We start from the raw sequence: 25316 nt of genomic DNA, 5'->3' as shown, positions 1-25316 counted from the left end.
CGAAAATACTTGACCACTACAATCCCCTACCGATACCCTCCGCATCGAGGTGCACCCGCTTTGCCCTTGCTATTGCTTTTGACCATTCCCCATTCCCTATTCCCGATTCCCTGCTCCACCCCATTCCCCATTCCCGGCCAACAACCATGACCCCCGAACTCGGCCAACTCGCGTTGATTCTCGCCCTGCTGCTGGCGCTGGCGCAGAGCATCCTGCCGCTGCTCGGCGCGTGGCGCGGCAACCACGCGCTGATGGCGGTGGCACGCCCGGCTGCGGCCGGCCAGGCGGTGTTCGTCGCCATGGCGTTCGGCATCCTGGCCTGGGCGTTCCTGCGCTTTGACTTCTCGGTGCAGTACGTGGCCGACAACTCGAACCTGGCGCTGCCGTGGTATTACCGCTTCGCCGCGGTGTGGGGCGCGCACGAGGGTTCGCTGCTGCTGTGGATCCTGATCCTCAACGTGTGGACGGTGGCGCTGGCCGCGTTCAGCCAGAAGCTGCCCGAGGTATTCGCCTCGCGCGTGATCGCCGTGATGGGGCTGATCGCGGTGGGCTTCCTCGCCTTCATCATCTTCACCTCCAACCCGTTCGGCCGGCTGCTGCCGATGCCGGGCGACGGCGCGGATCTCAACCCGGTGCTGCAGGACCCGGGCATGACCATGCACCCGCCGATGCTGTACATGGGCTACGTCGGCTTCTCGGTGGCGTTCGCGTTCTCCATCGCCGCCCTGCTCGGTGGCGAGCTGGAGCAGGCCTGGGTGCGCTGGGCGCGACCGTGGACGAATGTAGCCTGGGCCCTCCTCACCTGCGGCATCGTCGCCGGCAGCTGGTGGGCCTATGCGGAGCTGGGCTGGGGCGGCTGGTGGTTCTGGGACCCGGTGGAGAACGCCAGCTTCATGCCGTGGCTGGTCGGCGTGGCGCTGATCCACGCGCAGGCGGTGACCGAAAAGCGCGGCTCGCTGCGCGCCTGGACCATCCTGCTGTCGATCTTCGCGTTCTCGCTGTCCCTGCTCGGCACCTTCCTGGTGCGCTCGGGCGTGCTCACCTCGGTGCATGCGTTCGCTTCCGACCCGCGTCGTGGCGTGTTCATCCTGGCCTTCCTCACCATCGTGGTCGGCGGCTCGCTGCTGCTGTATGCGCTCAGGGCGCCGAAGGTGCTGGGCGGCAAGCCGTTCCAGGTGGTATCGCGCGAAACCGCGCTGCTGATCAGCAACCTGATGTTCGCGGTGGCTGCGGCGATGGTGCTGCTGGGCACGCTGTTCCCGTTGATCGGCGACGCGCTGAATCTGGGCCGCATCTCGGTCGGCCCGCCCTACTTCGGCTTCCTGTTTCCGCTGTTGATGCTGCCGGTGGTGCTGCTGCTGCCGTTCGGCCCGTTCCTGCGCTGGGGCAAGGGTGAGGCGTCGGTACTCAAGAGCCTGCTACTGCGCGTGGCCATTGCCGCGCTGGCCTGCGCCATCATCGCGGCCTTCCTGGTCGACGGCAACCTGAAGGCGATCGTCGGCGTGGCCGCCGGCGTGTGGGTCGTGGTCGGCGTGCTGCTCTATGCGTACAAGCGCTGGCGTGAAATGCCGCGCGGCCGGCGCTACCCCGCCGAAATGGCCGGCATGCTGATGGCGCACCTGGGCGTGGGCGTGTTCGTGATCGGCGTGCTGCTGTCCGAGTCGCTCAGCGTGACCCGCGACGTGCGTATGGCGCCGGGCGAAACCCAGCACATCGGCAGCTACGACTTCCGTTTCGACGGCGTGCACCACGTGGCGGGACCGAACTGGACCGCCGACCAGGGCGCGGTCACGGTGACCCGCGGCGAAAAACAGATCGCCGTGATGCACCCGCAGAAACGCACCTACCCGCGCGGCCAGGTGCAGACCGAATCCGCCGTGGAGGCCGGCGTCACCCGCGACCTGTACGTGGCGCTGGGCGAGCCGATGGATGCGAACGACATCGAGGGCGCCTGGGCGCTGCGGCTGTACTACAAGCCGTTCGTCCGCTGGATCTGGGCCGGTGGTCTGCTGATGATGCTGGGCGGGCTGGTCTGCGCCGCCGACAAGCGCTTCCGCCTCAAGCGCAGCGCCAAGGCCGAAGCCGGTGTCGAAGTTGCCGGCGGCCTGCAGATACAGGAAACCCGCGCATGAGCCGCCTGTTTCCGTTCATCGGCTTCATGCTGCTGGTGGGACTGTTCGGTTTCGGCATCTGGTGGAACACCCAGCACGACCCGAACGCGATCCCGACGCCGCTGCTGAACAAGCCGGCACCCGAGTTCAATCTGCCCAAGCTGTACGAGCCCGCGCAGACAGTCAGCAAGGCCGACCTGCTCGGCAAGCCCTACCTGCTCAACGTGTTCGCCAGCTGGTGCATCGAGTGCGGCGTGGAACACCCGGTGCTGACCGCCGAAGGCCCGACTCTGGGCGTGGCGCTGGTCGGCTACAACTACAAGGACGCACCGGACGACGCCAAGGGCTGGCTGGCGAAGCACGGCAACCCGTACGACCTGCTGATCGCCGACGAACCTGGCCACACCGCGATCGACTTCGGCGTGTACGGCGCCCCGGAAAGTTTCCTGATCGACGCGAAGGGCGTGATCCGCTACAAGCACATCGGCCCGCTGACCCCTGACGTGATGGCAAAGGAACTGAAACCCGCGATCGCGGCGATGCTGAAGGAGGCCCCGTGATGCGGCTTCGCAGCGGTAGGAGCCCGCTCGCGGGCGATGCTTTTGTGCCGGGATTCGGGCATCGGGATTCGGGATTAGCAAAAGCGAAAGCATCGCCCGCCAGCGGGCTCCTGCGGGCGGTATTCGTGGCTCTGCTGCTGTTCGCCGGCTTCGCCCACGCCCAGGCGATCGAGCCGATGCCGTTCAAGGACCACGCGCAGGAGCTGCGCTTCCAGCACCTCACCCATCAGTTGCGCTGCCCGATGTGCCAGAACGAGACGCTGGCCGATTCCAACGCACCGATCGCGCGTGACCTGCGCAACCAGATCTTCCAGATGATGCAGCAGGGCAAGAGCGACGAGGAAATCAAGCAGTACCTGGTCGCACGCTATTCCGGCTTCGTGCTGTACGACCCGCCGCTGACCGCGCGCACCTGGCTGCTCTGGTTCGGCCCACTGCTGATCCTGCTCGCCGGCGCCGGCGTGGTGCTGGTGGCGATCCGCCGACGCGGCCGCGCTGGCAGCACCACCATCACTGAAACACCGACCGACAACGGGGACGACTGGTGAAGACCGCTTTTCTGATTGCCGCCGCCGTGATGGTCGCGGTGGCGCTGGCCGTGCTGTTGCTGCCGCTGGTGCGCCAGGGTCGCCAATCCGGCCGCCCGCGCAGCGTGTTCGTGGTGACCCTGCTGATCGCGCTGGTGCTGCCGTTGGGCACCGGCGCGCTGTACCTGCTGGTAGGTACGCCGGCCGCGTTAAACGGGGTGGCCGCCGAGGCCGCTGCGCCGATCAGCATGCAGCAGGCGCTCACCGAACTGCACGCGCACCTCAAGCAGCAGCCGGACGATCTGCAGGGCTGGATGCTGCTGGCCCAGACCAGCAACGCGCTGCGCCAGCCGGCCGAGGCGCGCGATGCGTTCGACCAGGTGTTGCGGCTGGCCCCGAACAACGCCGAGGCGATGATCGGCTGGGCCGAGGCCGACTCGATGATGCGCAGCGACCACCTGATCGAAGGCCGCGCGCAGGAGCTGCTCAAGCGCGCCGTGCAGTTGCATCCGGACAGCCAGCGCGGGCTGTGGCTGCTCGGTATCAGCGATTTCCAGCGTGGCGCCTACCGCGAGGCCGCCGCCACCTGGCGCCTGCTGCAGCCGCAGCTGGAACCGGGCTCGAACGTGGCCAAAGCGGTCGCCGAGCAGATCGCCGTGGCCGACGCCCGCGCCGGCGGCGCACCGGCCGGTGCATCGAGCAGCGCCGTGGCGGCCACCGCGCAGGGCGCCTCGCTGCAGGTACAGGTAGCGCTGGCACCAGCGCTGAAGGACAAGCTCGCGTCCGGCGACGCGTTGTTCGTCTACGCCCGTGCCGAGAACGGTCCACCGATGCCGCTGGCCGTGGCCAGACTCGACCCCGTCCAGCTGCCCGCCACCGTCACGCTGAACGACGCGATGGCGATGACGCCGGCGTTCCGGCTGTCCTCGGTCGAACGCGTCTTCGTCGGCGCACGGATCAGCCACAGCGGCCAGCCGGTCGCCCAGCCCGGCGACCTGGAAGGCGACGCCGGCGTGGTCGCGGTGGACAGCAAGACACCGATCAAGATCAGCATCGACAAGGTGCATTGACCGTGGGCGACGCACGCCGCTATTTCCCCCTGCCCTCGCCGTTCGCCATGAAGCGCGGCGGCGCCTTGCACGGCGCGCACGTCGCCTACGAAACCTGGGGCACGCTGAACGCGGCGCGCGACAACGCCGTGCTGGTGCTCACCGGCCTGTCGCCCAGCGCGCACATGACCTCCTCCGAGGAAGACCCGTCGCCCGGCTGGTGGCAGGGCATGGCCGGCCCCGGCAAGGCGATCGACACCACGCGCTGGTTCGTGATCTGCGTGAACTCGCTGGGCAGCGACAAGGGCTCGACCTGCCCCGCCTCGATCGACCCGGCCACCGGCGAGCCGTACCAACTGAGCTTTCCCGAACTGGCGCTGGAAGACGTCGCCAACGCCGCGCATGGTGTCGCCGACAGCCTCGGCATCACCCAGCTGGCCTGCCTGATCGGCTGCTCGATGGGCGGCATGAGCGCGCTGGCCTACATGCTGCTGCACCCCGGCAGCGCGCGCGCGCACATCAGCGTGGACACCGCGCCGCAGGCGCAGCCGTTCGCCATCGCGATCCGCTCGCTGCAGCGCGAGGCGATCCGGCTCGACCCGCAGTTCAACGATGGCAACTACGACATCCATGCGGAGGAAGGCGGCCGCTACCCCGACCTGGGCATGAGCATCGCGCGCAAGCTCGGCGTGATCACCTATCGCTCCGCAATGGAATGGAACGGCCGCTTCGCGCGCATCCGGCTCGACCCCGAGCAGCGCGAGGACGAACCGTTCGGCCGCGAGTTCCAGGTCGAGTCCTATCTGGAAGGCCACGCCAGGCGCTTCGTGCGCCACTTCGACCCGAACAGCTATCTCTACCTGTCGCGCGCCAGCGACTGGTTCGACATCGCCGAATACGGCCACGGCAGCGTGCTGGAAGGGCTCAAGCGCATCTGCGTCGAGCAGGCCATGGTGATCGGCGTCAGCACCGACATCCTGTTCCCGCTGCAGCAGCAGGAACAGATTGTCGAAGGCCTGGAAGCCGCCGGCGCGAAGGTGGAGTTCGTGGCGCTGGATTCGCCGCAGGGCCACGACGCGTTCCTGGTCGACATCGACAATTACAGCCGCGCCATCGGCGGCTTCCTGAACCGGCTGACGACTCACTGACCGCTGCGCTGGTAAGATCCATGCCATCACGCATCAGACCGAGACCGCCATGCTTACCCTGGATTTCCCCGGCAGCCGCACCCTGATCGACGCGATCGACGCCGCCGTGGCCAAGCCGACCACCCACGAGCTCACCGACAGCCTGCGCCACAGCCTGTGCCGGCTGATCTGCGACAAGACCGTCACCCTGCCCGCCTGCGTATTCGAGGCCAATGCCGACCACTACGCCCGCCGCGAGCTGTACCGCAGCGAGGAACATGGCTACTGCGTGGTGGCGATGACCTGGGGCCCCGGCCAGGGCACGCCGATCCACGACCACGACGGCATGTGGTGCGTCGAGGGCGTGTGGAACGGCGCGCTGGAGATCGTGCAGTACGAGTTGATCGAGCACGATGCGCAACGCTACTGCTTCCAGTCGGTCGGCTCGATCCAGGCCGGCGCCGGCTCGGCCGGCAGCCTGATCCCGCCGCACGAGTACCACAGCATCCGCAACCCCAGCGACAGCGCGGTCACCGTCAGCCTGCACGTCTACTCCGGCCCGATGACCCGCTGCTCGGTCTTCCAGCCGCTGCCGGAAGACCGCTGGTACGGCCGCAACGTGCGCCAGCTGGGTCTCGACCGCGTGCACTGAACCCGGCATAATTCCCCGCTCGCACATGCCGGTGTGGCGGAATGGTAGACGCGGCGGACTCAAAAATAGGTACTTGTACCTATGGTCAGTTTGGGTTCATCGTCCGTCAATCCGCATCAGGCAAGAGATTGAGCGAAGTACCGGCTTTTGACCGAGAAGCATACTTTTCGTATCAGGAGCCAAACAGGAGCCAGGACGGTGCAGACTGGTTCCAAGCTGGTAGTAGAAGGTAGTGTTGTAAAGTTGCGTCACGCCCGAGTGGTGGAATTGGTAGACGCAGAGGACTCAGACCAAATTTGAGCCCTCTTGGAGAAATCCTTGAGGTGAAGCCCGTCAAACTCGGTGAAGGCCCTGGACGCAAGTCCGAGCTAATGCCGAGCCAAGCCCAGACCGAAAGGTGTGGGAAGGTGTAGAGAGCAGACGGCGGGCACCTACGGCAAAGCGGTAACACGCAGTGCTATGGTGAAGGCGTGCTCCAGACCACGAACGCCCTGCCTTGTGCAGGACGGCGGCGAAAGCCGAAGTGGGAAGAAAATCCTCCGCCGCAAGGCTTGTCGGTTCGAGTCCGACCTCGGGCACCAATTCAAAAGCCGTCCCTGCTCACGCAGGGGCGGCTTTTTCATTGCGCCGTGCGCTGCTGCCATTCGATCGCCGAAAGCCTCGATCTCCCGCCATAAAAGCTTCAAGCATATGCGGGATCAACGTCGCTGCATCGACCGCCTCGCCGTAGGTCTGCGCATGCAGCGCAGCGTAACAATCGAGGTCGGCCTTGAGGCTCGCCGAGCATGTAAAAGTCAGCTTGATCGTCTGCGTATCGGGCAACGGCCCAAGTCTCAACTTTTTCGGGAACGCACTCATGGCATCGGCCCTCGCTGGATAAAGAGCGGCTGGTACGGCCGCAACACCAGATCCTTGTTCACCATCACGTCCACCGGGAAACCCGGTCGTACCGTCAGCGTCGGCTGGATGCTCAGGTTACGGCGCGTGATTTCCTGACCGACCTGGTTGGCTGTGCCCTGCGCACTGTCGCGCAAGGCGACGACTGTGTTGCCGTTGACGTTGCCTTCGTTCGAGACCGTCAGTTCGGAGCTAACACCCAACAACGTGGACAACGCCGCACCCGCCAGGATGCGGCCCCAGTGCCAGTCCACGCCATCTTCCAGACCGGCGTAGCCGGCCGGGTCGATGCCGGGCAGTTTGTCCAGCGCGATCGACGAGGTATCCGGTAGTACCAGTCGCAGCCAGACCAGCAGCACGCGCCGCTGCCCGAACGCCACCTGGCTGTCATAGCGGCCGATCAGACGCGAGCCCTGCGGGATCAACAGGTAGCGGCCGGTCGCCGTGTCGTACACCGGCTGCGTGACCTCGGCGATGATCTGCCCCGGCAGGTCGGAATTGATACCCGTCACCAGCGCCGCCGGAATGATGGTGCCCGCCATCACCGTGTACGGTGAGGTCGGCGCCTGCAGGGTGCCGGTGTTGCTGGTAGCGGCATCGCCGCCTTTGGACAGGAACGCTTCCTTCTGGTCCTGCCGGTTCTGGAGCGCCGTCGGGTCGTTGGGTTGCGCCGCCGTGGACGCCGGCCCGGCACCCATCGGATTGAACGGTCCGGCCGAAGTGTTCGGCATGGTCGGCAACTGCGCTGTCGCCGCTCCCGCGTCCATTTTTCCTGTGGCGTTGCTGGTGCGGAAGAACACCGACGAGCGGGCGACTTCCTCGGCCTGGCGCTGCCGGTCGATGTTCTCGGCCGATGACCCCGGATTGGCGTTGCCAGCAGGCAGTGGCGCGACAGATGCTGCACCCCAGTCGCCGGGCAGCGGCGGTCCGAGCTGCGGCACACTGGCCGCCGGTGCCGGCTTCGCTGGCAGCTTCGAGTAGTCAGCCGGCAACTGGTCCAGGTCGTCGGCCTTGGCGATCCGATCGACGTTGTATAGCTCCGTCTGGTCGCCCGAACCGCGCCGGCCTTTCGATTGCAGCGCCCACATGGATGCACCTGCAACGACGACTGCGAGCAACGTCGCCGAAATGGCCAGCGTGCGGCGATTGAGCCGCGTCACTGGACGCGGCTCGGCGCGCAACGCAACGCCCTCGGGAGCGACCTTCGGCGCGGGCTGGACTTCGTGCTCAGTCGTGCCCATGACCCGCTCCCGCGGCGATGCCGTCGGTGCGCTCAATGCGCACGACGGCTGCCCTACTCCCATCCTTGCCACCGAGCCGTAGCTCGGCCGCGCCGAACAGTCGATCCACGATGTCGTAAGGCGCGTGGAAACGGTAGTTCACCAGCTCACCCTTGCCGTCCGGGCCCACCACGAATAGCGGCGGCAATTCGCCCTGCGCGATGCCGGCGGGAAACTGGATATACACGTGCTGCCCATCATCGAAGGCACGTACCGGCTTCCACGGTGGACTGTCACCCGTGATCGCGTAGCGGAAGTGCAACTGGTCAAGCGACAGGCCCAAAGCAACGGGCGCTTGCGTATCGGCCGCCTGCGCCTGGGCCCGCAACGCCAACATCTGGTCTTTCGGGTACTGCCACGACACGGATGCCATCCACGCCTTCGCGGTGGATGTGAGTTCCAGCAGATAAGTGCGTCGACTCGTCGTGATGACGAGGTTCGTCGTGATTCCCACGCGTACCGGTTTGACCATGACAGCCACTCGCCGATCCGCCCCGCTGCCACTGGCCGTATCGCCTACGATCCACTGCACGGTGTCGCCGGCCGCGACCGTCACCAGTTCCTCGCCCGGCTGCAAGCTGATGACCGTCACCCGGCCGGGGCTCGCATAGACTTGATACAGCGCGCCATCGGAGAACGGCCAGACCTGAATCGCGTTGATGTAGCCCTCGCGCGTGGGCACCACGCTCGCCTCAGCATTGGCCTGCTCAACGCGCGTCTTCGCATCGGCAGGTTCCGGAGCCGGCTTCGTATCGACGCCGCCCGGTAGTGGCTTCATCTGGTCCGGCAACGGCAATGGCTTGGGCACCCCCACCACCGCGACCGGCTTGGGCGGTTCGGGCAGCGGCTGCGCTTTGACCGACTCATCCAGCGAGATGGCCGGCGGTGGCTTGCCCTGGGTGGCGCAACCGGAGAGCGCGCCGAGCAGACCGAGAAAAGCAAAAGTGGTGATGGCGTGTTTCATGGCTTCTTCGCTCCTTCCGGCGCATCCAGGTCGCGGTTCCAGGACAGCCCGTTGATGTAGATACCGAGGGGGTTACGGCGCACCTGCTGTTCGGTGCGCGGCGTCTGCATAACGAGGGTGAGCATCGCGGTCCAGTGCTCGATGCCGGTGGGTGTGCCCTCGTTGTAGTGCTGCTCAGTCCAGCGCACCTGGAACGAGGTGTCGCTCACACGCACCACGCTGGTCACGTCTACCGAGATGGAGTCTTGGCCGACATGCGCGAACGGATCATGGGCACGGGCGTAATCATTCAAGGTGGCCGCGCCCCGGTCCGTGGTGTAGCCGTAGGCTTCGAGCCAGTCCTGCCGCACTACCACCGGGTCGATCGACAGCGCGCGCACGTCGGCGATGAAGCGCGCCAGGTGGTAGGCGATCTGTGCATCAGTCGGCTTGTAAGGCGTGACTGCGGCGCCGACGGCACGCACCTGCCCGGCGTGATCGACTTCGACCACGTAGGGCGTGACGCGCGACCGGCCGGACTGCCATACGAGGCCAGCGGCCATCAGCAACGCGAGCCCGAGACAGCCGAAGGCCATCAACCGCCAATTTTTTGCCTGCACGCGGGCGCTGCCCAGGCGTTCGTCCCACACCTGGGCAGCGGCTTGATACGGTGTGGCGGGCACAGGTGACTCGCTGTAACGCACGCCGGGTCGTCTGAAGCGCATCGTTCGCCTCTCTTATTCGTTCGAGGAATCGCGCAGTTCCGGCGCGGCACCGCCGCCACCGTGATCGGCCGAGCGCACGACATGCGCGGCCGTCGAGGCGCCGTGTGCCACGCGCTGGCGGCGTTGCAGGCGCTGCGCCCAATCGGGCGCCTTGTCAGCGGATTCGGCAGGCGCCGCCGCGCCCGACGAGGTATTCGAGGTCGATCCAACGCCAGCTGCCGAGGCCACACGATTCCGCACGGCACGGGCACCGGCAGCGACTCGCTCACCCGCCGCTTGCGCGCCGCTACGCGCCACGTTGGCCATGCCCGCGCCGACGGCCCGTGCGCCGGTCGCGCCCGAGGCGGCCGCGCCGGCGCGATAAGCTGACGCCGCACCACTGGCTGCGCGCGCGGTGCCTACCGCGCCGCGTGCCGCCAGGCGTGTTCCGGCCGCAACCGCGGCACCGCCCGTCGCGACCGCAGCACCGCCAGCAACGGCGAGACCCGCCGCCCCGAGCGCCGTACCGGCCGCCGCCCCGGCACCGAGCTGCGGTGCGCCGGACACCAGCCCAGTGGCAATCCCCGGTCCGAAGATGCCCAGGCCCAGCATCGTGAGCGAGGCCAGCATGACCGCGAGCGCATGGTTCAATGACGGATCGGCACCGGCCGGCGTCTGGAACTGCCCAAAGATCGTCGAGCCGATGCCAACGATCACCGCCAACACCAGCACCTTGATGCCCGAGGACACCACGTTGCCGAGCACCTTCTCGGCAAGAAACGCCGTCTTGTTCCACAGCGCGAATGGCACCAGCACGAAACCGGCGAGCGTGGTCAGCTTGAACTCGATCAGCGTCACGAAAAGCTGCACGGCCAGGATGAAGAAGCTGATGACGACCACGACCCACGCGAGCAGCAGCACCACGATCATGTCGAGGTTGCTGAAGACGGCCGTGAACCCGTGGGACATCGTGCCAAGCTGTTGCAGGATCGGCTGGCCGGCTTGGACGCCGATCTGGGCGAGACGTCCAGGTTGCAGGAAGTCGCCGATGCTGACGGTCGAACCGGCGGCGAGCAACCCGAGACCCGCAAACGAACGGAACACGATGCCGGCTAGCGTGTTGAAATTGCCGATGATGTAGGCGAAGGCGCCGACATAGAGCGTCTTGCGGATAAGCTTGGCCAGCACTTCCTCGCCGCCCATTGCCCAGAACAGACCCGCCAGCGTCACGTCGATGACGATCAGCGTCGCGGAGAGATACGCGACTTCGCCATGCAGCAGCCCGAAACCGGAATCGATGTACTGCGAGAAGACCGCCAGGAACTGGTCGATGACGGAGAGATCGTTCATGGCTTCGCTCCGTCGTCGGTTTCATCGAAGCTTGCCGGGATCGGCGGCAGCGAGATCAACGTCTGGTATTCATCAGGGCCGCCAAGGCTGAGGAAGAAGCGCCGCGCATACGCCACATCCACGATCCGGCAGGTCGCTTCACCGACCTGCGTGCGAGCCACTGCGCATTGGTGATGCAATGGCCTCAATCGCTGCGGATCGTGGGCCAGCGCGTCCACCGTCAACGCGGGTGCGTGCCGGCCGCAGCCGGTCAGCACCACGACGACGGACAGGACGAGTGCGCACGTCATGGCCTCAGTTGCCATAGAAGTTCACGGGGTGCGGTGTGTATTGCGGGCCGTTGCCGATGAAACGCGAACGCACCTGCTCGGCCTGCGCTTCGTCGGCCGCCGCGCGGGCCTGATCCAGCGCCGCCGCACGGTCCTGCGATACCTTGAGCTGTTGCGCCTGGATCGCCTGGCGCGCGATCAGTGCCAGCAACTGGTTGGTTGCCTGACTGGCCTGCAAGGCGCCGACCGCCCCTTGACTGTATGTCACCAGCCTGCTCACGACCTTCTGGTCCGACAGCAGGTTCTGCGCGGCCTGCGACTGCATCTGCGTCGCGGTCTGCAACGCCCGCACCGAGGTCTGCCAACGCGCTTGTGCGTCCTGCACCATCTGGGCATGGCTGGTGCCGGCGCCGTAGGACAGCGGATACAGCCGGTCGAAGGTCGCCTGCGACTGCGCGACGTTGAACGTCAATCCCTGCGCCTGCGTGATCAACTGATTGGTACTCGAAAGCGTGGCGAGCAGCTGCGACAGCGAGTTGTAGTTGAGGCTGGTGAGATTGCGGCCCTGGTTGAGCAGCATCGTTGCCTCGTTCTGCAACTGCTGGATCTGGTTGTCGATCTGTTGCAGCTCGCGCGCGGCGGTCAGCAGGTTCTGCGAGTAGTTCGCGACGTCGAATACCGCCCACTGCGCGAAGCTCGCGGATGAACATGTGAACAACACGGCCGCAGCGGCGGCCAGCCCGATCTTCTTCATGGCCGAATCTCCGATGACGTGGAAAACGAGGGAATGAGGTCGGCGGCCCAGTCGAGGCCGGCGTGGCGCAACCAGGCCCCGATGAACCCCGGCGCAGCGGCGTCGAACATCACGCGGTCGATGTCGTGCTGGTATTGGGGCGTCGAGGCGCCGGCGAAGGCCAGTGCGATGGGTCCGAGGTCGAGGTCGAACAGGCGATTGCCCAGTCGCGATTGGTAGTAGTAGTCGCGCTTGGGCTCGGCGGTGGCGACGATCTCGATCTGCCGTGCGTTCAGCCCGAAGCCTTCGTAGATCGTGCGAATCTGCGGCTCGGTGGCCTGTGGGTTCGGCAGGAAGATGCGGCTCGCGCAGCTTTCGATGATCGCGGGTGCAATGCTCGAATCCTTGATGTCGGCGAGCGACTGCGTGGCAAAGATGACGCTGACGTTCTTCTTGCGCAGCGTCTTCAACCACTGGCGGATGCGCGCGGCGAACACCGGGTCATCCAGGAACAGCCAGGACTCGTCGAGGATCAGGAGCGTCGGCGCGCCGTCGAACCGCTCATCGAAGCGCGCGAAGAGGTAATGCAGCACAGCCAACACCGCGGCCTTGCTGTGCATCAGTTCCTCCATCTCGAAGCCTTGTACGTCGGCGCGGCCCAAGCGATCGTGATCGGCATCGAGCAGCTTGCCGTGGGCGCCGCCCAGCACGTAAGGCGCGAGTGCCTGGCGCAGCGCGTTCGATTGCAGCAGCACCAACAAGCCGGTCATGGTGCGCTGTTCCAGCGGCGCACCGGCGAGACTCCCCAGTGCCGACCAGATGGCCGCCTTCTCGTCGGGACCGATGGCCACGCCTTCGTGCGACAGGCGGCCTTCGATCCACTCGCTGGCCCAGGCGCGATAGCCCTCCTGGTCGATGCGCGCGAGCGGCTGGAACGCGATGGCGCCATCCGTGCCGAGGTCGTAGTGCTCGCCGCCGAGACCCAGGACCGTGGCGCGCATCGAACGCCCCATGTCGAACGCGAAGATGCGTGCGCCGCGATAGCGCCGAAACTGCATCGCCAACACGGCCAGCAACACCGACTTGCCCATGCCGGTCGGGCCGACGACCAGCGTGTGGCCCACGTCACCGATGTGCGTGACCAGCCGGAACGGCGTGGCACCATCGGTGCGCGTGACGATCAGCGGCGGCCCATCGAGGTGGGCGTTCTTCTCTTGTCCCGCCCACACGGCCGACACCGGCATGAGGTGCGCGAGGTTCAACGTCGAGATGATCGGCTGACGCACGTTGGCATAGGCATGGCCCGGAATCGAGGACAGCCACGCTTCCACCGCATTGAGCGTTTCGGGAATCGTCACGAAGCCGCGGCCCTGGATGGCGCGCTCCACCATGCGCAGTTTTTCGTCAGCCGCCGCCGCGTCGACATCCATCACGATGACGGTCGTCGTCACGTAGCCGAAGGTCACCTGGTCGCTGCCCAATTCCTGCAGGGCGGCGTCGGCGTCGCTCGCCTTGTTGCTGGCGTCGGTATCGACCAGCGGCGATTCCTGCTGGAAGATCGTTTCGCGCAAGAGCGCGACGACGTTCTTGCGCTTGGCGAACCACTGCCGGCGCAACCGGCCCAACTCTTTCTCGGCCTCGGCCTTGTCCAGGCACAGGAAGCGCGCAGACCAGCGGTAAGCGAAACCGAGGCGGTTGAGGTCATCGAGCATCCCTGGCCAGGTCGTCGTCGGGAAGCCTCGCACCGTCACCACACGCACATGCCGGTCCCCCAGCATCGGCGCCAGGCCACCCACGAGTGCAGTGTCGGCCAGCAGCGCATCCAGGTGGAACGGCACCTCGGGCACGCCGATGGCATAACGGCGCGTGGAAATGCAGCCGTGCAGGTAGGTCAACGTCTCGCTGTCGTCCAGCCAGGCAATTTCCGGCATCACGCCATCGAGCAGATCGAACACACGATCGGCTTCCGCGACGAAAGCGGTCAGCCGTTCGCGCCAGTCCACGCCGCGGGTCGGCGTGTTCTCGTAGAGCAGCTTGCCGGCCTTCACCCGCGATTCCTCAAACGGCAAATACAGCAGTGTCAGGTGATAGGCACTCTCGAAATGGCTGCCGGTTTCCTCGAACGCGGCGCGGCGCTCCTCATCCACCAGCCAGGACAGTGGCTCGGGAAAATCCGAGTGCGGGTAGTCCGCGGCCGGCCGGCGTGCGGCCTCGATAAACAGCGCCCAGCCCGAACCCAGCCGGCGCAGTGCGTTGTTCAGGCGCGCGGTCGTGGCGATCAGCTCGCCCGGCGTCGCGCTGTCCAGGTCGGGTCCGCGGAAACGTGCCGTGCGTTGGAAACTGCCATCCTTGTTGAGCACCACACCGGGCGCGACCAGGCCCGCCCACGGTAGCCAGTCGGCAAGCAACGCGGGACGCTGGCGGTATTCGGCAAGGTGCAACATGGCATCGACCTCACACGTCCAGTAGCGGCTTGTGCTTGAGATGCCGTGCAAACACCGACATGAACTGCGGATCGACGCGTGCTCCCCACACGGCGAGCGAATGGCCGATCAGCCACAGCGCGATGCCGGGAATCCACAATTGCAGGCCCAGTCCCACGGCAGCGGCCAGCGTGCCGTTGGCGATCGCCACGGTGCGCGGTGCGCCACCCATCAGGATCGGCTCGGTGAGCGAGCGATGCAGCGGCACCTCGAATCCGGCGTGGAACGTGGATTCGTTCATGCCACCACCGCGCCGCCAGAGAAGCTGAAGAACGACAGGAAGAAGCTCGACGCGGCGAATGCGATCGACAGACCGAACACGATCTGGATCAGACGCCGGAAGCCGCCGCTGCTGTCGCCAAACGCGAGCGTGAGGCCCGTCACGATGATGACGATGACGGCGATGATCTTGGCGACCGGTCCCTGGATCGAATCGAGAATGGATTGCAGCGGCGCTTCCCACGGCATGTTGGAGCCGGCCGCGTGGGCGGCCGTCGCCGCCAGGCACATCAGCAGGAGCAGCAGCCAAGGCCACGCGTTACGGAAAAGCGGATCGTCGTAAAAACGTGTTCGTGTCATGACGGGCCTCCTGGTGTGGCGGACGCGGAAGACGACACGCCGGGCACGGCATCGAGCCGATAGCCGCGCTCGTCGAAACCGACGACGCAGGCGATGTCCTGAACGCGGCGCGCGCGGCCGCGCCCGGCGATGAAGACGACGACGTTGACCGCCTCGGCGATCAGCGCGCGCGGCGGAGTCACGGCGACTTCGAGGATCAGTTGCTCCAGACGCAGCAGCGCGCCGTGCACGGAGCCTGCGTGGACCGTGGCGATGCCGCCCGGATGGCCGGTGCCCCAGACCTTGACCAGATCGAGGGCTTCGCCGCCGCGCACCTCGCCGACAATCACGCGGTCGGGACGCAGCCGCATCGTGGCACGCACAAGTTCGGTCATCGACACGATGCCCGGCAACGTGCGCAGCGGTACGTGGTCGCGCGCTGCGCATTGCAGTTCCACCGTGTCTTCGAGGACCAGCACACGGTCGCCGGTAGCGGCGATTTCGGCCAGCAGCGCGTTGGCGAGTGTGGTCTTGCCGGTGCTGGTGCCGCCGGCGATCAGGATGTTCTGGCGTTCATGCACGGCGCCCAGCAGGAAGCCCGCTTGGGCGGCCGTCATCATCCCGTCGCTCACGTAGCGTTCGAGCGGGATGACGCCGACCGCACGCTTGCGCAGCGCGAAGGCCGGCCCGGGTGCCGCTGGCGGCAGAATGCCCTCGAAGCGTTCGCCGGTTTCGGGTAGCTCCGCCGACAGCAGCGGCTTGCCGGCATGGACTTCGGCACGCACATGGGCAGCGACCAAGCGAATGATGCGTTCGCCATCGGCCGCGGAAAGCCGTACGTCTGTCGGTGTGCGCCCACTGGACAGGCGGTCGATCCACAACGAACCGTCCGGATTGAGCAGGATCTCCACCACGTCCGGGTCGTCCAACGCGGCAGCGATCAGCGGCCCCATCGCCGTGCGCAACATGCGCACACGCCGGTCCAGCGACCGGGCGGCCGGCGTCAACAGGTCGTGCGGCTGCGCGCTCATGGCACCGCCCCCGGTGCCGGCGCGTCCGCATCGGCCGCGGCCTCACGCCGCACCGTGTCGGGCTGGATTTCCTCCACCAGCTCACGCACGAGGCTGTGTCCGCGCAGCAGATGGCGGCCAAGCTGTTCGATGAACTGCGCGAAACGCGCCTTGCCTTGAGCGCGTGCCGCATCCTGATGCGCCTCCGGCACCGGGGTACTCACGGTCAGGAAGTAACGAATGAACAGCGCCAGCGTCTCGATCTGGATGGACTGGTCGCGCTCCAGGCGCTCGAACTGGCGCGTGAGCCGGTCCAGCCGCTTGGCGATCGCGGCCTCGCGCTGGTCGCCCGCATCGGGCGATAGCCAGGATGCCAGCGCCGCCGCGACGATGGACGACTTCGAGACGCCCTTCTTGGTGGCCAGCTCGTCGAGTCGGCGGGCGTGCTCGGACGTAATGAAGAGATTGAGACGGTATTGGCTCATAGCGGTATCCCGTCCGCCGGATCGAGCGTGGCCAGCCGCGCCGTACGTTGCAGGCGTGGATCGAGCTGGACGGGAACCGGCAATGGCAGGTCATCGTCATCAAGCATCGTCAGGTCGTCGGCCACCCCGTCGGACGTCGGGGCATAGATCACCTCGTCGGCCAGCCCGGGTTGGCGCCGCGGGCCGCCGTCGCCGGTCGCGCCATCAGGCAGCGTGATCGTTGCGGCAGGCACACTCGGCATCATGGGAATGGGCAGTGCGCTCCAGTCGTCAGCGCGCCGCGTCGGTACATCTATATAAGAGCCGATCGCCAACACCGGCGGCGCAAGCACGCGGCGCTTGAAATTGGCATCGGCGTAGTAGCGCAGTTTCTTCGCACGGATCGGCGCATGGCCAGAGACCATCACTACGGCATCGTCGGGTGGGAGCTGCATCACCTCGCCGGGCGTCAACAACGGGCGTGCGGTCTCCTGGCGCGACACCATCAGATGCCCAAGCCAAGGTGCCAAGCGATGGCCGGCATAGTTGCGTTGTGCGCGCAGCTCGGTTGCGGTGCCCAGCGTCTCGGAGATGCGCTTGGCGGTACGTTCGTCGTTGGTGGCGAACGTCACGCGCACATGGCAGTTGTCCAGGATCGAGTGATTGACGCCATACGCCTTGTCGATCTGGTTGAGGCTCTGCGCAATCAGGAAGCTGCGAATGCCGTAGCCGGCCATGAACGCCAACGCCGACTCGAAGAAGTCGAGCCGGCCAAGCGCCGGAAATTCATCGAGCATCAGCAGCAGACGATGTTTGCGCGCGATACCGTCCGAGCCGTCCAGCGATTCGGTGAGCCGTCGGCCGATCTGGTTGAGGATCAGCCGGATCAGTGGCTTCGTGCGGCTGATGTCAGATGGCGGCACGACCAGGTACAGCGATACCGGGTGCTCGGCCGAGATCAGGTCGGCGATGCGCCAATCGCAACGCGCGGTGACTTCGGCCACCGTGGGATCGCGGTAGAGACCCAGGAACGACATGGCGGTAGACAGCACGCCCGAACGCTCGTTGTCGCTCTTGTTGAGCACCTCGCGCGCCGCAGATGCGACGACTGGATGTGGCGCCTCAGCCAGGTGCCTCGTCGTCATCATCCGGTGCAGCGTCAACTCGAACGGACACGCCGGATCGGAGAGGAAGTTGGCGACGCCGCGCAGCGTCTTGTCGGCGCCCGCATACAGCACGTGCAGGATCGCGCCGACCAGCAGCGCGTGACTGGTCTTCTCCCAATGGTTGCGCCGCTCCAGCGCGCCTTCGGGATCAACGAGGATGTCGGCGATGTTCTGCACGTCACGCACTTCATGCACGCCGCGCCGTACTTCCAGCAGCGGGTTGTAGGCAGCGGAGCGCGCTTCGGTAGGGTTGAACAGCAGGCAGTGCGAGAAGCGCGCGCGCCAGCCGGCGGTGAGCTGCCAGTTCTCGCCCTTGATGTCGTGGACCACGACCGAGGCCGGCCAAGTGAGTAGCGTCGGCACCACCAGGCCCACGCCCTTGCCCGAGCGCGTCGGCGCGAAGGTCAGGACATGCTCGGGGCCGTTGTGCCGCAGGTAGCGATCACGATGGAGGCCGAGAAAGACGCCAGCGGCGCCGGTCAATCCAGCCTTGTGGATTTCCTTCGCATCGGCCCAGCGCGCCGAGCCGTAAGTGGTGACGCGCCGTGACTGCCGCGCGCGCCATACCGACATGCCGATGGCGACGAACGCGGCAGTGAAGCCGCTCATCGCGGCGATGGCACCGCCCTTGAGGAACAGGCGCGGCGCATAAGCGTCGTACCAGTACCACCACTCGAACAGCCGCCAGGGGTGATAGAAAGGAATACCAAGCAGGTCGAACCAGGGCGCGCCGAGGCGTAGTTGATAGCCCAAGTGTGCGGCGGTCCATTGGGTCGCAGCCCATGTTCCCGCGACCACGATACTGATCACCACCAGTATCTGGCCGAACAGCACACTTGCTCCGTTCATGCCGGCCCCCGACTTGCTCCTTACGTCTGCGGCAAAACGCGCCGCATGACCGAGAGCTTCGGTGCCGTGGCCAGTATCGGTCAAAGACCGTTATGGCGATAAAAATGATCGAAAAAACAAGATTTCCTGCAGGGGAAATGTACAGCGCGTCACAGGATTTGCGCGCGCACGACGGCGTAGCAAGCAACACAACAACATCACCTGTCGTCCTGACAGCAATTCAGAACTTTGGCGCCTTCTTGGGTGGGGTGTACTGCGGGCCGTTGCCCATGAACAAGCGATGCCGCGCTTCAGAAGCAGCATTGCATTCGTCCGCGCCCATCTTGGCGTAGTCGTTCGCGCACTGCTGCTCGACTGCACGCAATTGGTCGGGATGCGCCACCAACGAATCCACCGCATCGGTGGGCGCGGCCCTGCTGCAGGCCGCAAGCATGGCAGTCATCAACACCACTCTGATCTTGTTCATAGAGCTTTCTCCTGCGACGTGAGGCTAGGTCATCGAGGTGCTTTACGGTTTGTTGCCTGGCAAAGGGGCTTGATCGGATCTAACCCGTTCAATGAAATGACGCAATGGCTCTGACGGCTCACCGTCCGGCTGCAACAGATACGTCGTCAACATGACGGCACGGCCGGCCAACGGTCGCACGACGACCTCGGGATGGCGAAAGTCATCGATGTGGGTCGCGCTGATGAGACCGATGCCGTAGCCGGCCGCAACCAGTGTGATCAGCATGTCGCGCGTCGTTACGCGATCGATCACGATCGGCTCGGCATCTACGGTGCGCAGCACGCGTCCGATCTGCCGTGCACAGCCTTCACAGGCTTCGGGGTGACAGAGCACCAGCGGATAGCGCAGTACGTCCTCCAGCGGAATGCGCTTGTGTATCAGCAGCGGATGGCGCGCCGGCACGGCGGCTACCAGCGGATCGTGCCACACCGGCTCGGCGAGGATGCCATCGCCCACCTCATCGGATTGAGCAAAGCCCACATCGTAAAGATCGCTGCGCAGTCCCTTGACCTGCTGCGCGAACGGCGTCTGGAACAAACGGGTTTCCACTTCCGGCTCCTCAGCACGGCATTGGGCCAGGAGCGCCGCCAGGCGTGACGGGACGATACCGTCAGACACCGCGATGCGCAGCTTGCCGTGGTAGCCTTTCGCTGCCGCCTTCACATTGACCCGGGCTTGGTCGAGTGCGGCAAAGACGTGGCGCACGTCTTCGAGAAAAACCTGACCGGCCCAAGTCAGGCGCGTGCTGCGCGTGGTGCGCTCGAACAATTGCACGCCCAGATCGGATTCGAGTTCCTTGATCGCGCGCGACAGCGGCGACTGCTCGATATGAAGTCGTTCCGCCGCGCGAGCAAAGTGGAGTTCTTCGGCGACGGCTAGAAAGCGGCGCATATGACGAAATTCCACCGAACTATCTCCTAAGGGTGCCCCGATCTATTGAGTTCGAAATAGCCGTCCAGGCGGCCGTGTAAAAATACTGGTCCTGCTGCGAAAAAAGATGGTTTTGGTGCTCAGGGAGTCCGTCCGCATTCTTCGCGAAGCGTGGGAGCACGCGTCGCCGCGACGGCGCTCGTCAAGCCATGGCACCTCTCATCGGGTGGATCGGTACCGTCGTGTCCGGCTGAGACCTTCGGCTGTTCCAAGCCACCCACCTGACGGTACCGCCGTCATCTGACCCGCGTTTCGCATCCCGGCCCGCAAGGCGTGGCTTCGATTTGCAGCGTCACATGATGGATCTCAAAACGTACCTCGAGCAGTTGCTCCAGCTGTACTCGCAATGCATCCCCGTCGGACGCATCTTCCCCGGCGACCACATGGGCCGCCAGGGCCGACCTGGTACTGCTAAGCGCCCAGAGATGCAGATCGTGCAGTGCCGCCACGCCCGGCGCGGCCAACAACGCAGCGCGGACCTGCTCGGTGTCAATGCCTCGAGGCGCACCTTCCATCAGCACGTTGCCGGCCTCCCGCAACAATATCCAGGTTCGCGGCAGGACCCACAGACCAATCAGTACCGCGATGATCGGATCGGCGATGTAGAAGCCGGTGAACTTGATGATCAACGCGGCGACGATCACACCGACCGAACCGAGCATGTCGGCCCAAACTTCCAGATACGCACCTTTCACATTGAGGCTTTCACCGCTGCCGGCCTTGAGCAATCGCATCGAGATGAGATTGATCACCAGCCCCAGCACCGCGATCACCAGCATGCCGGTGGAAGCCACCGACGGCGGTTCGCTGAAGCGCCGCACCGCCTCCCACAGGATGTAGCCGGCGACCAGGAACAGCAGGCCACCGTTGACGAGTGCGCCGATGGCTTCCATGCGCGCGTAACCATAGGTGCGTTTCGCGTCGGGGGGGCGTCGGGCCAGGCGCACGGCGGTCAACGAAATTGTCAGCGCGATCACATCGGTGGCCATGTGCGCCGCGTCCGATAACAAGGCCAAGCTGTTGGTAAGCAGGCCGCCGATGATCTCGGCGACAAGGAACATACTGGTCAGGCCGAGTGCCCACCACAGCGGCGTCTCGTGCTTGACCTCCGTACCCACATGATCGTGCCCGGTACTCATTATTTGTCTCCGTTCGTGTAGTTGCGCCACGCCATGCGGAACACCCGCCAGGCCGAGCGTAGAAACATCAGCAACAACGCTGACGCAACCAGCAAATCGGGCCACCCTGCGCTGAACAGGCCGACGCCAGTAGCCGCCGCCAGTACGGCGATACCCTCGAACACGTCATTGCGCGAGCATTCCCACGCCGAGGCCATGTTCACATCGCCATGACGGTAGGGCGTCAGCAGCCACAGGCAAATACCGTTGAAGGCCAGGTTGATCACCCCGGCGAGACCGATTGCCTCGAAGATCGGCACGTCCGGATGCGCGAGGCGCCAGCCGACCTGGATGGCAACGGCTACCGCAGCCCCGAGAATCAAGGCGCCCTTGAGCAGCGCTACCTTGGGGAGGTGTTTCCATGCAGGCTGGGTATCTCATGATGATTCTCCCTGAGAAAGCCGAACAGTTTCGGGCATTGAGCCGCTCGCACATTGAACACGGTCACCAACAAATCGTTAGAAAATTTGCTGGCGACGGGATAACAGGAAGTCGTCAACTCGACTTGATGACGGCTTTTCGACTCATGGCGGCATAAATCAGACAGAACGCCCCCAGGAAAATTGCCACGTCTGCCAAGTTGAACGCGGGCCAATGCGTGAGCCGCCAATGGAAGTCGAGGAAATCAACAACCTGTCCACGCAACACGCGATCTGCGACATTGCCGAGCGCACCACCAAGGATCAGGCTGTAGCCCGCCGCTTCGAGACGTGGCAGTTGCAGGCGCAGCATGCGTCCCAGCCAAGCAGAAACGACCAGACCCAGCGTGATGAAAAAGTAACGTTGCCAGCCGCCAGCGTTCGCCAGAAAGCTGAATGCCGCGCCAGGATTCAGGACATGGACGAGGTTGAAGAAGGGCGTGACTTCGACCTGTTCACCGTAGGCAAACGTGCGGGTGATGGTGAACTTCGCGAGTTGATCGGTCATGACAGCACTGGCGGCCACTGCGAACCAGATCCAAGTCGATGTGGGGCGAGCCCATTGCCACACAGTGGCGGCCAGCGGCAGCAACCGCCCGGTGAGCACCGTGCAACTCAACCCAAGCCCCCACCCTGCCAGCACGTCGGCTGGAAAGTGCATTCCGGCCGCGATACGCGACCAGCCAACCAGCACGGCGTACAGCACCAAGCCGATGCGGCCACGGCGGCCCATCAAAGGCCAGAGCGCGCCGACCACCAGCGCGGCATAGGTGGCATGCCCGCTGGGTAGGCTGTAGTGACGCTCGATGTCCCCGACGACGCGCACCAGGTCGCCAAGAACGGCAGACGGGCGTGGAAAGTCGAGCCATAGCTTCACGACGGTGGCGGCCAGTAAAGCCAGCGAGAAGGCCACGCTAAAACCAATAAGGCGGTGCAGAACGGCCACGCCACGCGCCGGGTCGGTGGCCGACTTCGACCACCACCACAGCCCCAGCATCATCAGTGGCGCTGTCCAGTAACTTCCCACGAGGCTGAAGAACCACGCCAGCGGCCCCAGCGCGGCGGGCGTACCCGTGTTGATGGCTTGAAACAACGCGATGTTCAGGCCACCCCAGTCATAGAGAAAGAATTTCCAGCTCATCGGCGCAACAGCCTCAAGCCATTGCCAACGACGAGCAAGCTGGCCCCCATATCAGCAAACACAGCCATCCACATGGTCGCGTGACCCGTGAAGGTGAGCACCAGAAATACTGCCTTGATACCAAGGGCCAGCACAATGTTTTGCATCAGCACCTGCGCCGTCGCACGCGACAGGCGCACGAACGTCGGTATCTTGCGCAGGTTGTCGTCCATCAGGGCCACGTCGGCGGTCTCGATGGCGGTATCTGTGCCAGCCGCCCCCATGGCAAAGCCGATGTCCGCACGCGCCAAGGCCGGGGCATCGTTGATGCCATCACCGACCATGCCAACCTTGCCGCTTTGGGCCAGTTGCTCAACTTCGCGCAGTTTGTCTTCTGGGAGCAGGTTGCCTTGTGCACGGTCGATTCCGGCTTGTGCGGCAATGGCCTGTGCCGTATGGGGGTTGTCGCCGGTCAGCATCATGGTGTTGATGCCCAGTGCATGCAGCTCGGCGATGGCGTTCCTGCTGCTGTCCTTAATGGTGTCCGCTACGGCGAATAAGGCATGCACCTCCTTTGCGCCGACCAACATCACGACGGTCTTGCCTGCGGTCTCCAGTGCCGCGATGCGCTGTTCCAGCTCTGGTGTGCACTGCCCCAGCTCTTCGAGCATCCGGTGGTTGCCCAGATGGTAAGTCTCACCGTTGATTTGGCCTTGCACACCCCGACCGGGCAGCGCGCTGAACTCGGCCACGTCGAGCAGGGCAATTGCTTCCGTCTGTGCAGCCTGTGCCACCGCCTTGGATACAGGATGGTCGGAGCGGGCCGCCAAACTGGCAGCGATGCTGCGGCTGTCTGCGGCGAGTGCATTGCCCCATGGGACAAAATCGGTCTGGGCTGGCTTGCCGTGTGTGATCGTGCCGGTCTTGTCCAGAGCCAGCCAGCGCAGCTTGCGGCCAGCTTCCAGATAGACACCGCCCTTGATGAGAATGCCGTGGCGGGCGGCAGAGGCCAAGCCGCTGACAATGCTGACCGGAGTCGAAATGACCAGCGCACACGGGCAGGCGACAACCAGCAGAACCAGTGCACGATAGATCCAGTCGAGCCAGGCCGCGCCCATAAGAAGCGGGGGCAGCAACGCGACGGCGATGGCTAGGGCGAACACGATGGGCGTATACCAGCGGGCGAACTGATCGACAAAACGCTGGGTCGGCGCACGGCTCCCCTGAGCAGCCTCTACCGCGTGAATGATGCGGGCCAATGTGGAGTTGCTGGTCACAGCGGTGACGCGATATTCAAATGACCCGGATTCGTTGATCGTGCCTGCGAACACCGGATCACCGGGGGATTTTTCGACCGGGAGGCTTTCGCCCGTGATCGGGGCTTGGTTGACTGTAGAGCGGCCTTCCAGCACTTCGCCATCAAGGGCGATGCGCTCACCCGGCTTGACCCGGACACGGCTGCCGATGGCGATTTGCTTTGCGCCCACCTCTCGCCATGTGCCGTCAGCCTGTTGCACTGTGGCCTGTTCCGGTGTCAGGTCGAGCAGGCCACGGATGGCGTTGCGGGCACGATCCAACGACTTAGCTTCGATCACTTCGGCCAGCGCGAACAGCACCATCACCATCGCCGCTTCGGGCCAGTGACCGATCAACATGGCACCCGTGACGGCAATCGACATCAGGGCGTTCATGTTGAGGTTACGGTTCTTGAGTGCGATCCAACCCTTCTTGTAGGTGGAGAGGCCGCCCGTGAAGACCGCGACGAGCGCCAGAACGACGACCGACCAATGATTGCCGTCGTTGAGCCAGTAGACCGCCTCAGCCGCCGATGCCGTTACAAAGGAAATGCCCAGCGGCCACCAGTTGGTCGGTGTGATCACAGGGGAAACGGTTGGCGATGCGGCCTCTGCTGCGTCCATCACCTGCGCCTCGAATCCAAGCGTTTGCAGTGCCGCGAGCACGTCAGGTAGAGCTTGGTCAGCATGGCGTACCGACAGCGTGCGCTGCATCAGGTTGAAATCGAGATCGGCAACCCCGGCCACTGTGCCGAGCTTGTTGCGGATCAACGCCTCTTCCGTGGGGCAATCCATTTTGGCAATGGACAGCTTGGTTGTCTGCTCGGCCGAAACCTGATCCATGCGCACGGCTTGCATGCCGATGGCGGTTAGTGCCTGCTCAACGGGAGACAATGAAGGCAGCTCGTGCCGAACGACCAAAGTGCGCCGCATCAGGTTGAATTCAAGGCCTGCCACACCTGCCAGCCCAGCTAGCTTGCTCCGGATCAGCGCCTCCTCTGTGGGGCAATCCATGTTGGCAATGCGATACACCGCTTGAGTTGTTGCGGTTACCAGCGTGGCTGGTGTCGCGGGTTGGATGCTCGGCCCAGCCGGACATCCACGCGCCCTTGAAGTACTTTCGCTCATGGATGA

Annotated in this window: 24 protein-coding genes and 1 pseudogene; 6 read left to right on the top strand and 19 right to left on the bottom strand. The window is 65.0% G+C overall.

Going from position 1 to position 25316, the window contains the following annotated elements:
• The first annotated feature begins 146 nt into the window (after nucleotides 1-146).
• The 6 genes from UUA_RS05670 (at nucleotide 147) to UUA_RS05645 (ending at nucleotide 6026) form a co-directional block, all read left to right on the top strand.
• Entirely contained in the window at nucleotides 147-2132 is a 1986-nt protein-coding gene (locus UUA_RS05670) for a heme lyase CcmF/NrfE family subunit (RefSeq protein ID WP_008435006.1), read from the top strand.
• Nucleotides 2129-2671 carry a DsbE family thiol:disulfide interchange protein gene (locus UUA_RS05665; RefSeq protein WP_008435005.1) on the top strand — a complete coding sequence of 181 codons (543 nt, stop codon included), beginning with the start codon at nucleotides 2129-2131 and terminating at the stop codon, nucleotides 2669-2671. Before UUA_RS05670 ends, UUA_RS05665 begins: the two co-directional genes overlap by 4 nt.
• A gap of 125 nt (nucleotides 2672-2796) precedes the next feature.
• Nucleotides 2797-3219 carry a cytochrome c-type biogenesis protein gene (locus UUA_RS05660; protein WP_008435003.1) on the top strand — a complete coding sequence of 141 codons (423 nt, stop codon included), beginning with the start codon at nucleotides 2797-2799 and terminating at the stop codon, nucleotides 3217-3219.
• Nucleotides 3216-4268, top strand: a complete 1053-nt coding sequence (locus tag UUA_RS05655; RefSeq protein ID WP_008435001.1) for a tetratricopeptide repeat protein — start codon at nucleotides 3216-3218, stop codon at nucleotides 4266-4268. Before UUA_RS05660 ends, UUA_RS05655 begins: the two co-directional genes overlap by 4 nt.
• 2 nt (nucleotides 4269-4270) lie before the next feature.
• On the top strand, nucleotides 4271-5395 hold the full coding sequence (gene metX, locus UUA_RS05650; protein WP_039953621.1) for a homoserine O-acetyltransferase MetX: 1125 nt from the start codon (nucleotides 4271-4273) through the stop codon (nucleotides 5393-5395).
• Between the two features lie 49 nt (nucleotides 5396-5444).
• Complete coding sequence (locus UUA_RS05645; protein WP_008434998.1) at nucleotides 5445-6026, top strand: cysteine dioxygenase family protein; 582 nt, start codon at nucleotides 5445-5447, stop codon at nucleotides 6024-6026.
• A 600-nt stretch (nucleotides 6027-6626) separates the two neighbouring features.
• Here the strand turns inward: UUA_RS05645 and UUA_RS18785 are convergent.
• The 19 genes and pseudogenes from UUA_RS18785 to UUA_RS05555 form a co-directional block, all read right to left on the bottom strand.
• Nucleotides 6627-6884: a DUF2274 domain-containing protein gene (locus UUA_RS18785; protein WP_081491507.1), complete on the bottom strand. Its 258-nt coding sequence runs from the start codon at nucleotides 6882-6884 to the stop codon at nucleotides 6627-6629.
• A complete protein-coding gene (locus UUA_RS05640; RefSeq protein WP_008434995.1) occupies nucleotides 6881-8164 on the bottom strand; it encodes a TraB/TrbI/VirB10 family type IV secretion system protein in 1284 nt (427 codons plus the stop codon). The genes UUA_RS18785 and UUA_RS05640 overlap by 4 nt, the downstream gene beginning before the upstream one ends.
• A complete protein-coding gene (trbG, locus tag UUA_RS05635) occupies nucleotides 8151-9167 on the bottom strand; it encodes a P-type conjugative transfer protein TrbG (protein ID WP_008434993.1) in 1017 nt (338 codons plus the stop codon). The genes UUA_RS05640 and trbG overlap by 14 nt, the downstream gene beginning before the upstream one ends.
• On the bottom strand, nucleotides 9164-9871 hold the full coding sequence (gene trbF / locus UUA_RS05630) for a conjugal transfer protein TrbF (RefSeq protein WP_008434992.1): 708 nt from the start codon (nucleotides 9869-9871) through the stop codon (nucleotides 9164-9166). The genes trbG and trbF overlap by 4 nt, the downstream gene beginning before the upstream one ends.
• A 12-nt stretch (nucleotides 9872-9883) precedes the next feature.
• Entirely contained in the window at nucleotides 9884-11200 is a 1317-nt protein-coding gene (gene trbL, locus UUA_RS05625) for a P-type conjugative transfer protein TrbL (protein ID WP_008434991.1), read from the bottom strand.
• Nucleotides 11197-11490 (bottom strand): hypothetical protein, encoded by a 294-nt coding sequence (locus UUA_RS05620; RefSeq protein ID WP_008434989.1) that lies wholly within the window; start codon nucleotides 11488-11490, stop codon nucleotides 11197-11199. Before UUA_RS05620 ends, trbL begins: the two co-directional genes overlap by 4 nt.
• Nucleotides 11491-11494: 4 nt before the next feature.
• Entirely contained in the window at nucleotides 11495-12223 is a 729-nt protein-coding gene (gene trbJ / locus UUA_RS05615) for a P-type conjugative transfer protein TrbJ (RefSeq protein WP_008434988.1), read from the bottom strand.
• Entirely contained in the window at nucleotides 12220-14646 is a 2427-nt protein-coding gene (trbE, locus tag UUA_RS05610) for a conjugal transfer protein TrbE (protein ID WP_008434987.1), read from the bottom strand. The genes trbJ and trbE overlap by 4 nt, the downstream gene beginning before the upstream one ends.
• Before the next feature lie 10 nt (nucleotides 14647-14656).
• Nucleotides 14657-14926, bottom strand: a complete 270-nt coding sequence (locus UUA_RS05605) for a VirB3 family type IV secretion system protein (RefSeq protein WP_008434986.1) — start codon at nucleotides 14924-14926, stop codon at nucleotides 14657-14659.
• On the bottom strand, nucleotides 14923-15264 hold the full coding sequence (locus UUA_RS05600) for a TrbC/VirB2 family type IV secretion system protein (protein ID WP_008434984.1): 342 nt from the start codon (nucleotides 15262-15264) through the stop codon (nucleotides 14923-14925). Before UUA_RS05600 ends, UUA_RS05605 begins: the two co-directional genes overlap by 4 nt.
• Complete coding sequence (gene trbB / locus UUA_RS05595) at nucleotides 15261-16211, bottom strand: P-type conjugative transfer ATPase TrbB (RefSeq protein WP_425476880.1); 951 nt, start codon at nucleotides 16209-16211, stop codon at nucleotides 15261-15263. The genes UUA_RS05600 and trbB overlap by 4 nt, the downstream gene beginning before the upstream one ends.
• Before the next feature lie 59 nt (nucleotides 16212-16270).
• The gene (locus UUA_RS05590; protein WP_008434981.1) at nucleotides 16271-16738 is read right to left on the bottom strand and encodes a CopG family transcriptional regulator; all 468 of its coding nucleotides are present in this window, start codon (nucleotides 16736-16738) and stop codon (nucleotides 16271-16273) included.
• Nucleotides 16735-18732: a conjugal transfer protein TraG gene (locus UUA_RS05585; RefSeq protein ID WP_008434980.1), complete on the bottom strand. Its 1998-nt coding sequence runs from the start codon at nucleotides 18730-18732 to the stop codon at nucleotides 16735-16737. Before UUA_RS05585 ends, UUA_RS05590 begins: the two co-directional genes overlap by 4 nt.
• A gap of 220 nt (nucleotides 18733-18952) precedes the next feature.
• Nucleotides 18953-19198 (bottom strand): EexN family lipoprotein, encoded by a 246-nt coding sequence (locus UUA_RS05580; RefSeq protein ID WP_008434979.1) that lies wholly within the window; start codon nucleotides 19196-19198, stop codon nucleotides 18953-18955.
• 42 nt (nucleotides 19199-19240) lie between these two features.
• Nucleotides 19241-20146 (bottom strand): LysR family transcriptional regulator, encoded by a 906-nt coding sequence (locus UUA_RS05575; protein ID WP_039953610.1) that lies wholly within the window; start codon nucleotides 20144-20146, stop codon nucleotides 19241-19243.
• 260 nt (nucleotides 20147-20406) lie between these two features.
• On the bottom strand, nucleotides 20407-21309 hold the full coding sequence (locus UUA_RS05570; RefSeq protein ID WP_008434974.1) for a cation diffusion facilitator family transporter: 903 nt from the start codon (nucleotides 21307-21309) through the stop codon (nucleotides 20407-20409).
• Nucleotides 21309-21695, bottom strand: a pseudogene (locus UUA_RS05565) (cation efflux transmembrane domain-containing protein); the annotation flags it as partial. The pseudogene UUA_RS05565 and the gene UUA_RS05570, both read right to left, overlap by 1 nt.
• A gap of 148 nt (nucleotides 21696-21843) precedes the next feature.
• Complete coding sequence (lspA, locus tag UUA_RS05560) at nucleotides 21844-22908, bottom strand: signal peptidase II (RefSeq protein ID WP_008434972.1); 1065 nt, start codon at nucleotides 22906-22908, stop codon at nucleotides 21844-21846.
• Nucleotides 22905-25310 carry a heavy metal translocating P-type ATPase gene (locus UUA_RS05555; RefSeq protein ID WP_008434970.1) on the bottom strand — a complete coding sequence of 802 codons (2406 nt, stop codon included), beginning with the start codon at nucleotides 25308-25310 and terminating at the stop codon, nucleotides 22905-22907. The genes lspA and UUA_RS05555 overlap by 4 nt, the downstream gene beginning before the upstream one ends.
• Nucleotides 25311-25316 lie beyond the last annotated feature (6 nt).

This window comes from Rhodanobacter thiooxydans LCS2, assembly GCF_000264375.1.
Classification (GTDB): Bacteria; Pseudomonadota; Gammaproteobacteria; order Xanthomonadales; family Rhodanobacteraceae; genus Rhodanobacter; species Rhodanobacter thiooxydans.
The sequence above is the reverse complement of the archived record's forward strand: the minus strand, read 5'-3'. Positions and strand labels throughout refer to the sequence as shown.

Coding starts and splice junctions, on each gene's coding strand:
- UUA_RS05670 (WP_008435006.1), top strand. CDS start 147: ATGACCCCCGAACTCGGCCAACTCGCGTTGATTCTCGCCCTGCTGCTG.
- UUA_RS05665 (WP_008435005.1), top strand. CDS start 2,129: ATGAGCCGCCTGTTTCCGTTCATCGGCTTCATGCTGCTGGTGGGACTG.
- UUA_RS05645 (WP_008434998.1), top strand. CDS start 5,445: ATGCTTACCCTGGATTTCCCCGGCAGCCGCACCCTGATCGACGCGATC.
- UUA_RS18785 (WP_081491507.1), bottom strand. CDS start 6,884: ATGAGTGCGTTCCCGAAAAAGTTGAGACTTGGGCCGTTGCCCGATACG.
- UUA_RS05640 (WP_008434995.1), bottom strand. CDS start 8,164: ATGGGCACGACTGAGCACGAAGTCCAGCCCGCGCCGAAGGTCGCTCCC.
- trbG (WP_008434993.1), bottom strand. CDS start 9,167: ATGAAACACGCCATCACCACTTTTGCTTTTCTCGGTCTGCTCGGCGCG.
- trbF (WP_008434992.1), bottom strand. CDS start 9,871: ATGCGCTTCAGACGACCCGGCGTGCGTTACAGCGAGTCACCTGTGCCC.
- trbL (WP_008434991.1), bottom strand. CDS start 11,200: ATGAACGATCTCTCCGTCATCGACCAGTTCCTGGCGGTCTTCTCGCAG.
- UUA_RS05620 (WP_008434989.1), bottom strand. CDS start 11,490: ATGACGTGCGCACTCGTCCTGTCCGTCGTCGTGGTGCTGACCGGCTGC.
- trbJ (WP_008434988.1), bottom strand. CDS start 12,223: ATGAAGAAGATCGGGCTGGCCGCCGCTGCGGCCGTGTTGTTCACATGT.
- trbE (WP_008434987.1), bottom strand. CDS start 14,646: ATGTTGCACCTTGCCGAATACCGCCAGCGTCCCGCGTTGCTTGCCGAC.
- UUA_RS05605 (WP_008434986.1), bottom strand. CDS start 14,926: ATGAACGAATCCACGTTCCACGCCGGATTCGAGGTGCCGCTGCATCGC.
- UUA_RS05600 (WP_008434984.1), bottom strand. CDS start 15,264: ATGACACGAACACGTTTTTACGACGATCCGCTTTTCCGTAACGCGTGG.
- trbB (WP_425476880.1), bottom strand. CDS start 16,211: ATGTTGCGCACGGCGATGGGGCCGCTGATCGCTGCCGCGTTGGACGAC.
- UUA_RS05590 (WP_008434981.1), bottom strand. CDS start 16,738: ATGAGCCAATACCGTCTCAATCTCTTCATTACGTCCGAGCACGCCCGC.
- UUA_RS05585 (WP_008434980.1), bottom strand. CDS start 18,732: ATGAACGGAGCAAGTGTGCTGTTCGGCCAGATACTGGTGGTGATCAGT.
- UUA_RS05580 (WP_008434979.1), bottom strand. CDS start 19,198: ATGAACAAGATCAGAGTGGTGTTGATGACTGCCATGCTTGCGGCCTGC.
- UUA_RS05570 (WP_008434974.1), bottom strand. CDS start 21,309: ATGAGTACCGGGCACGATCATGTGGGTACGGAGGTCAAGCACGAGACG.
- lspA (WP_008434972.1), bottom strand. CDS start 22,908: ATGAGCTGGAAATTCTTTCTCTATGACTGGGGTGGCCTGAACATCGCG.
- UUA_RS05555 (WP_008434970.1), bottom strand. CDS start 25,310: ATGAGCGAAAGTACTTCAAGGGCGCGTGGATGTCCGGCTGGGCCGAGC.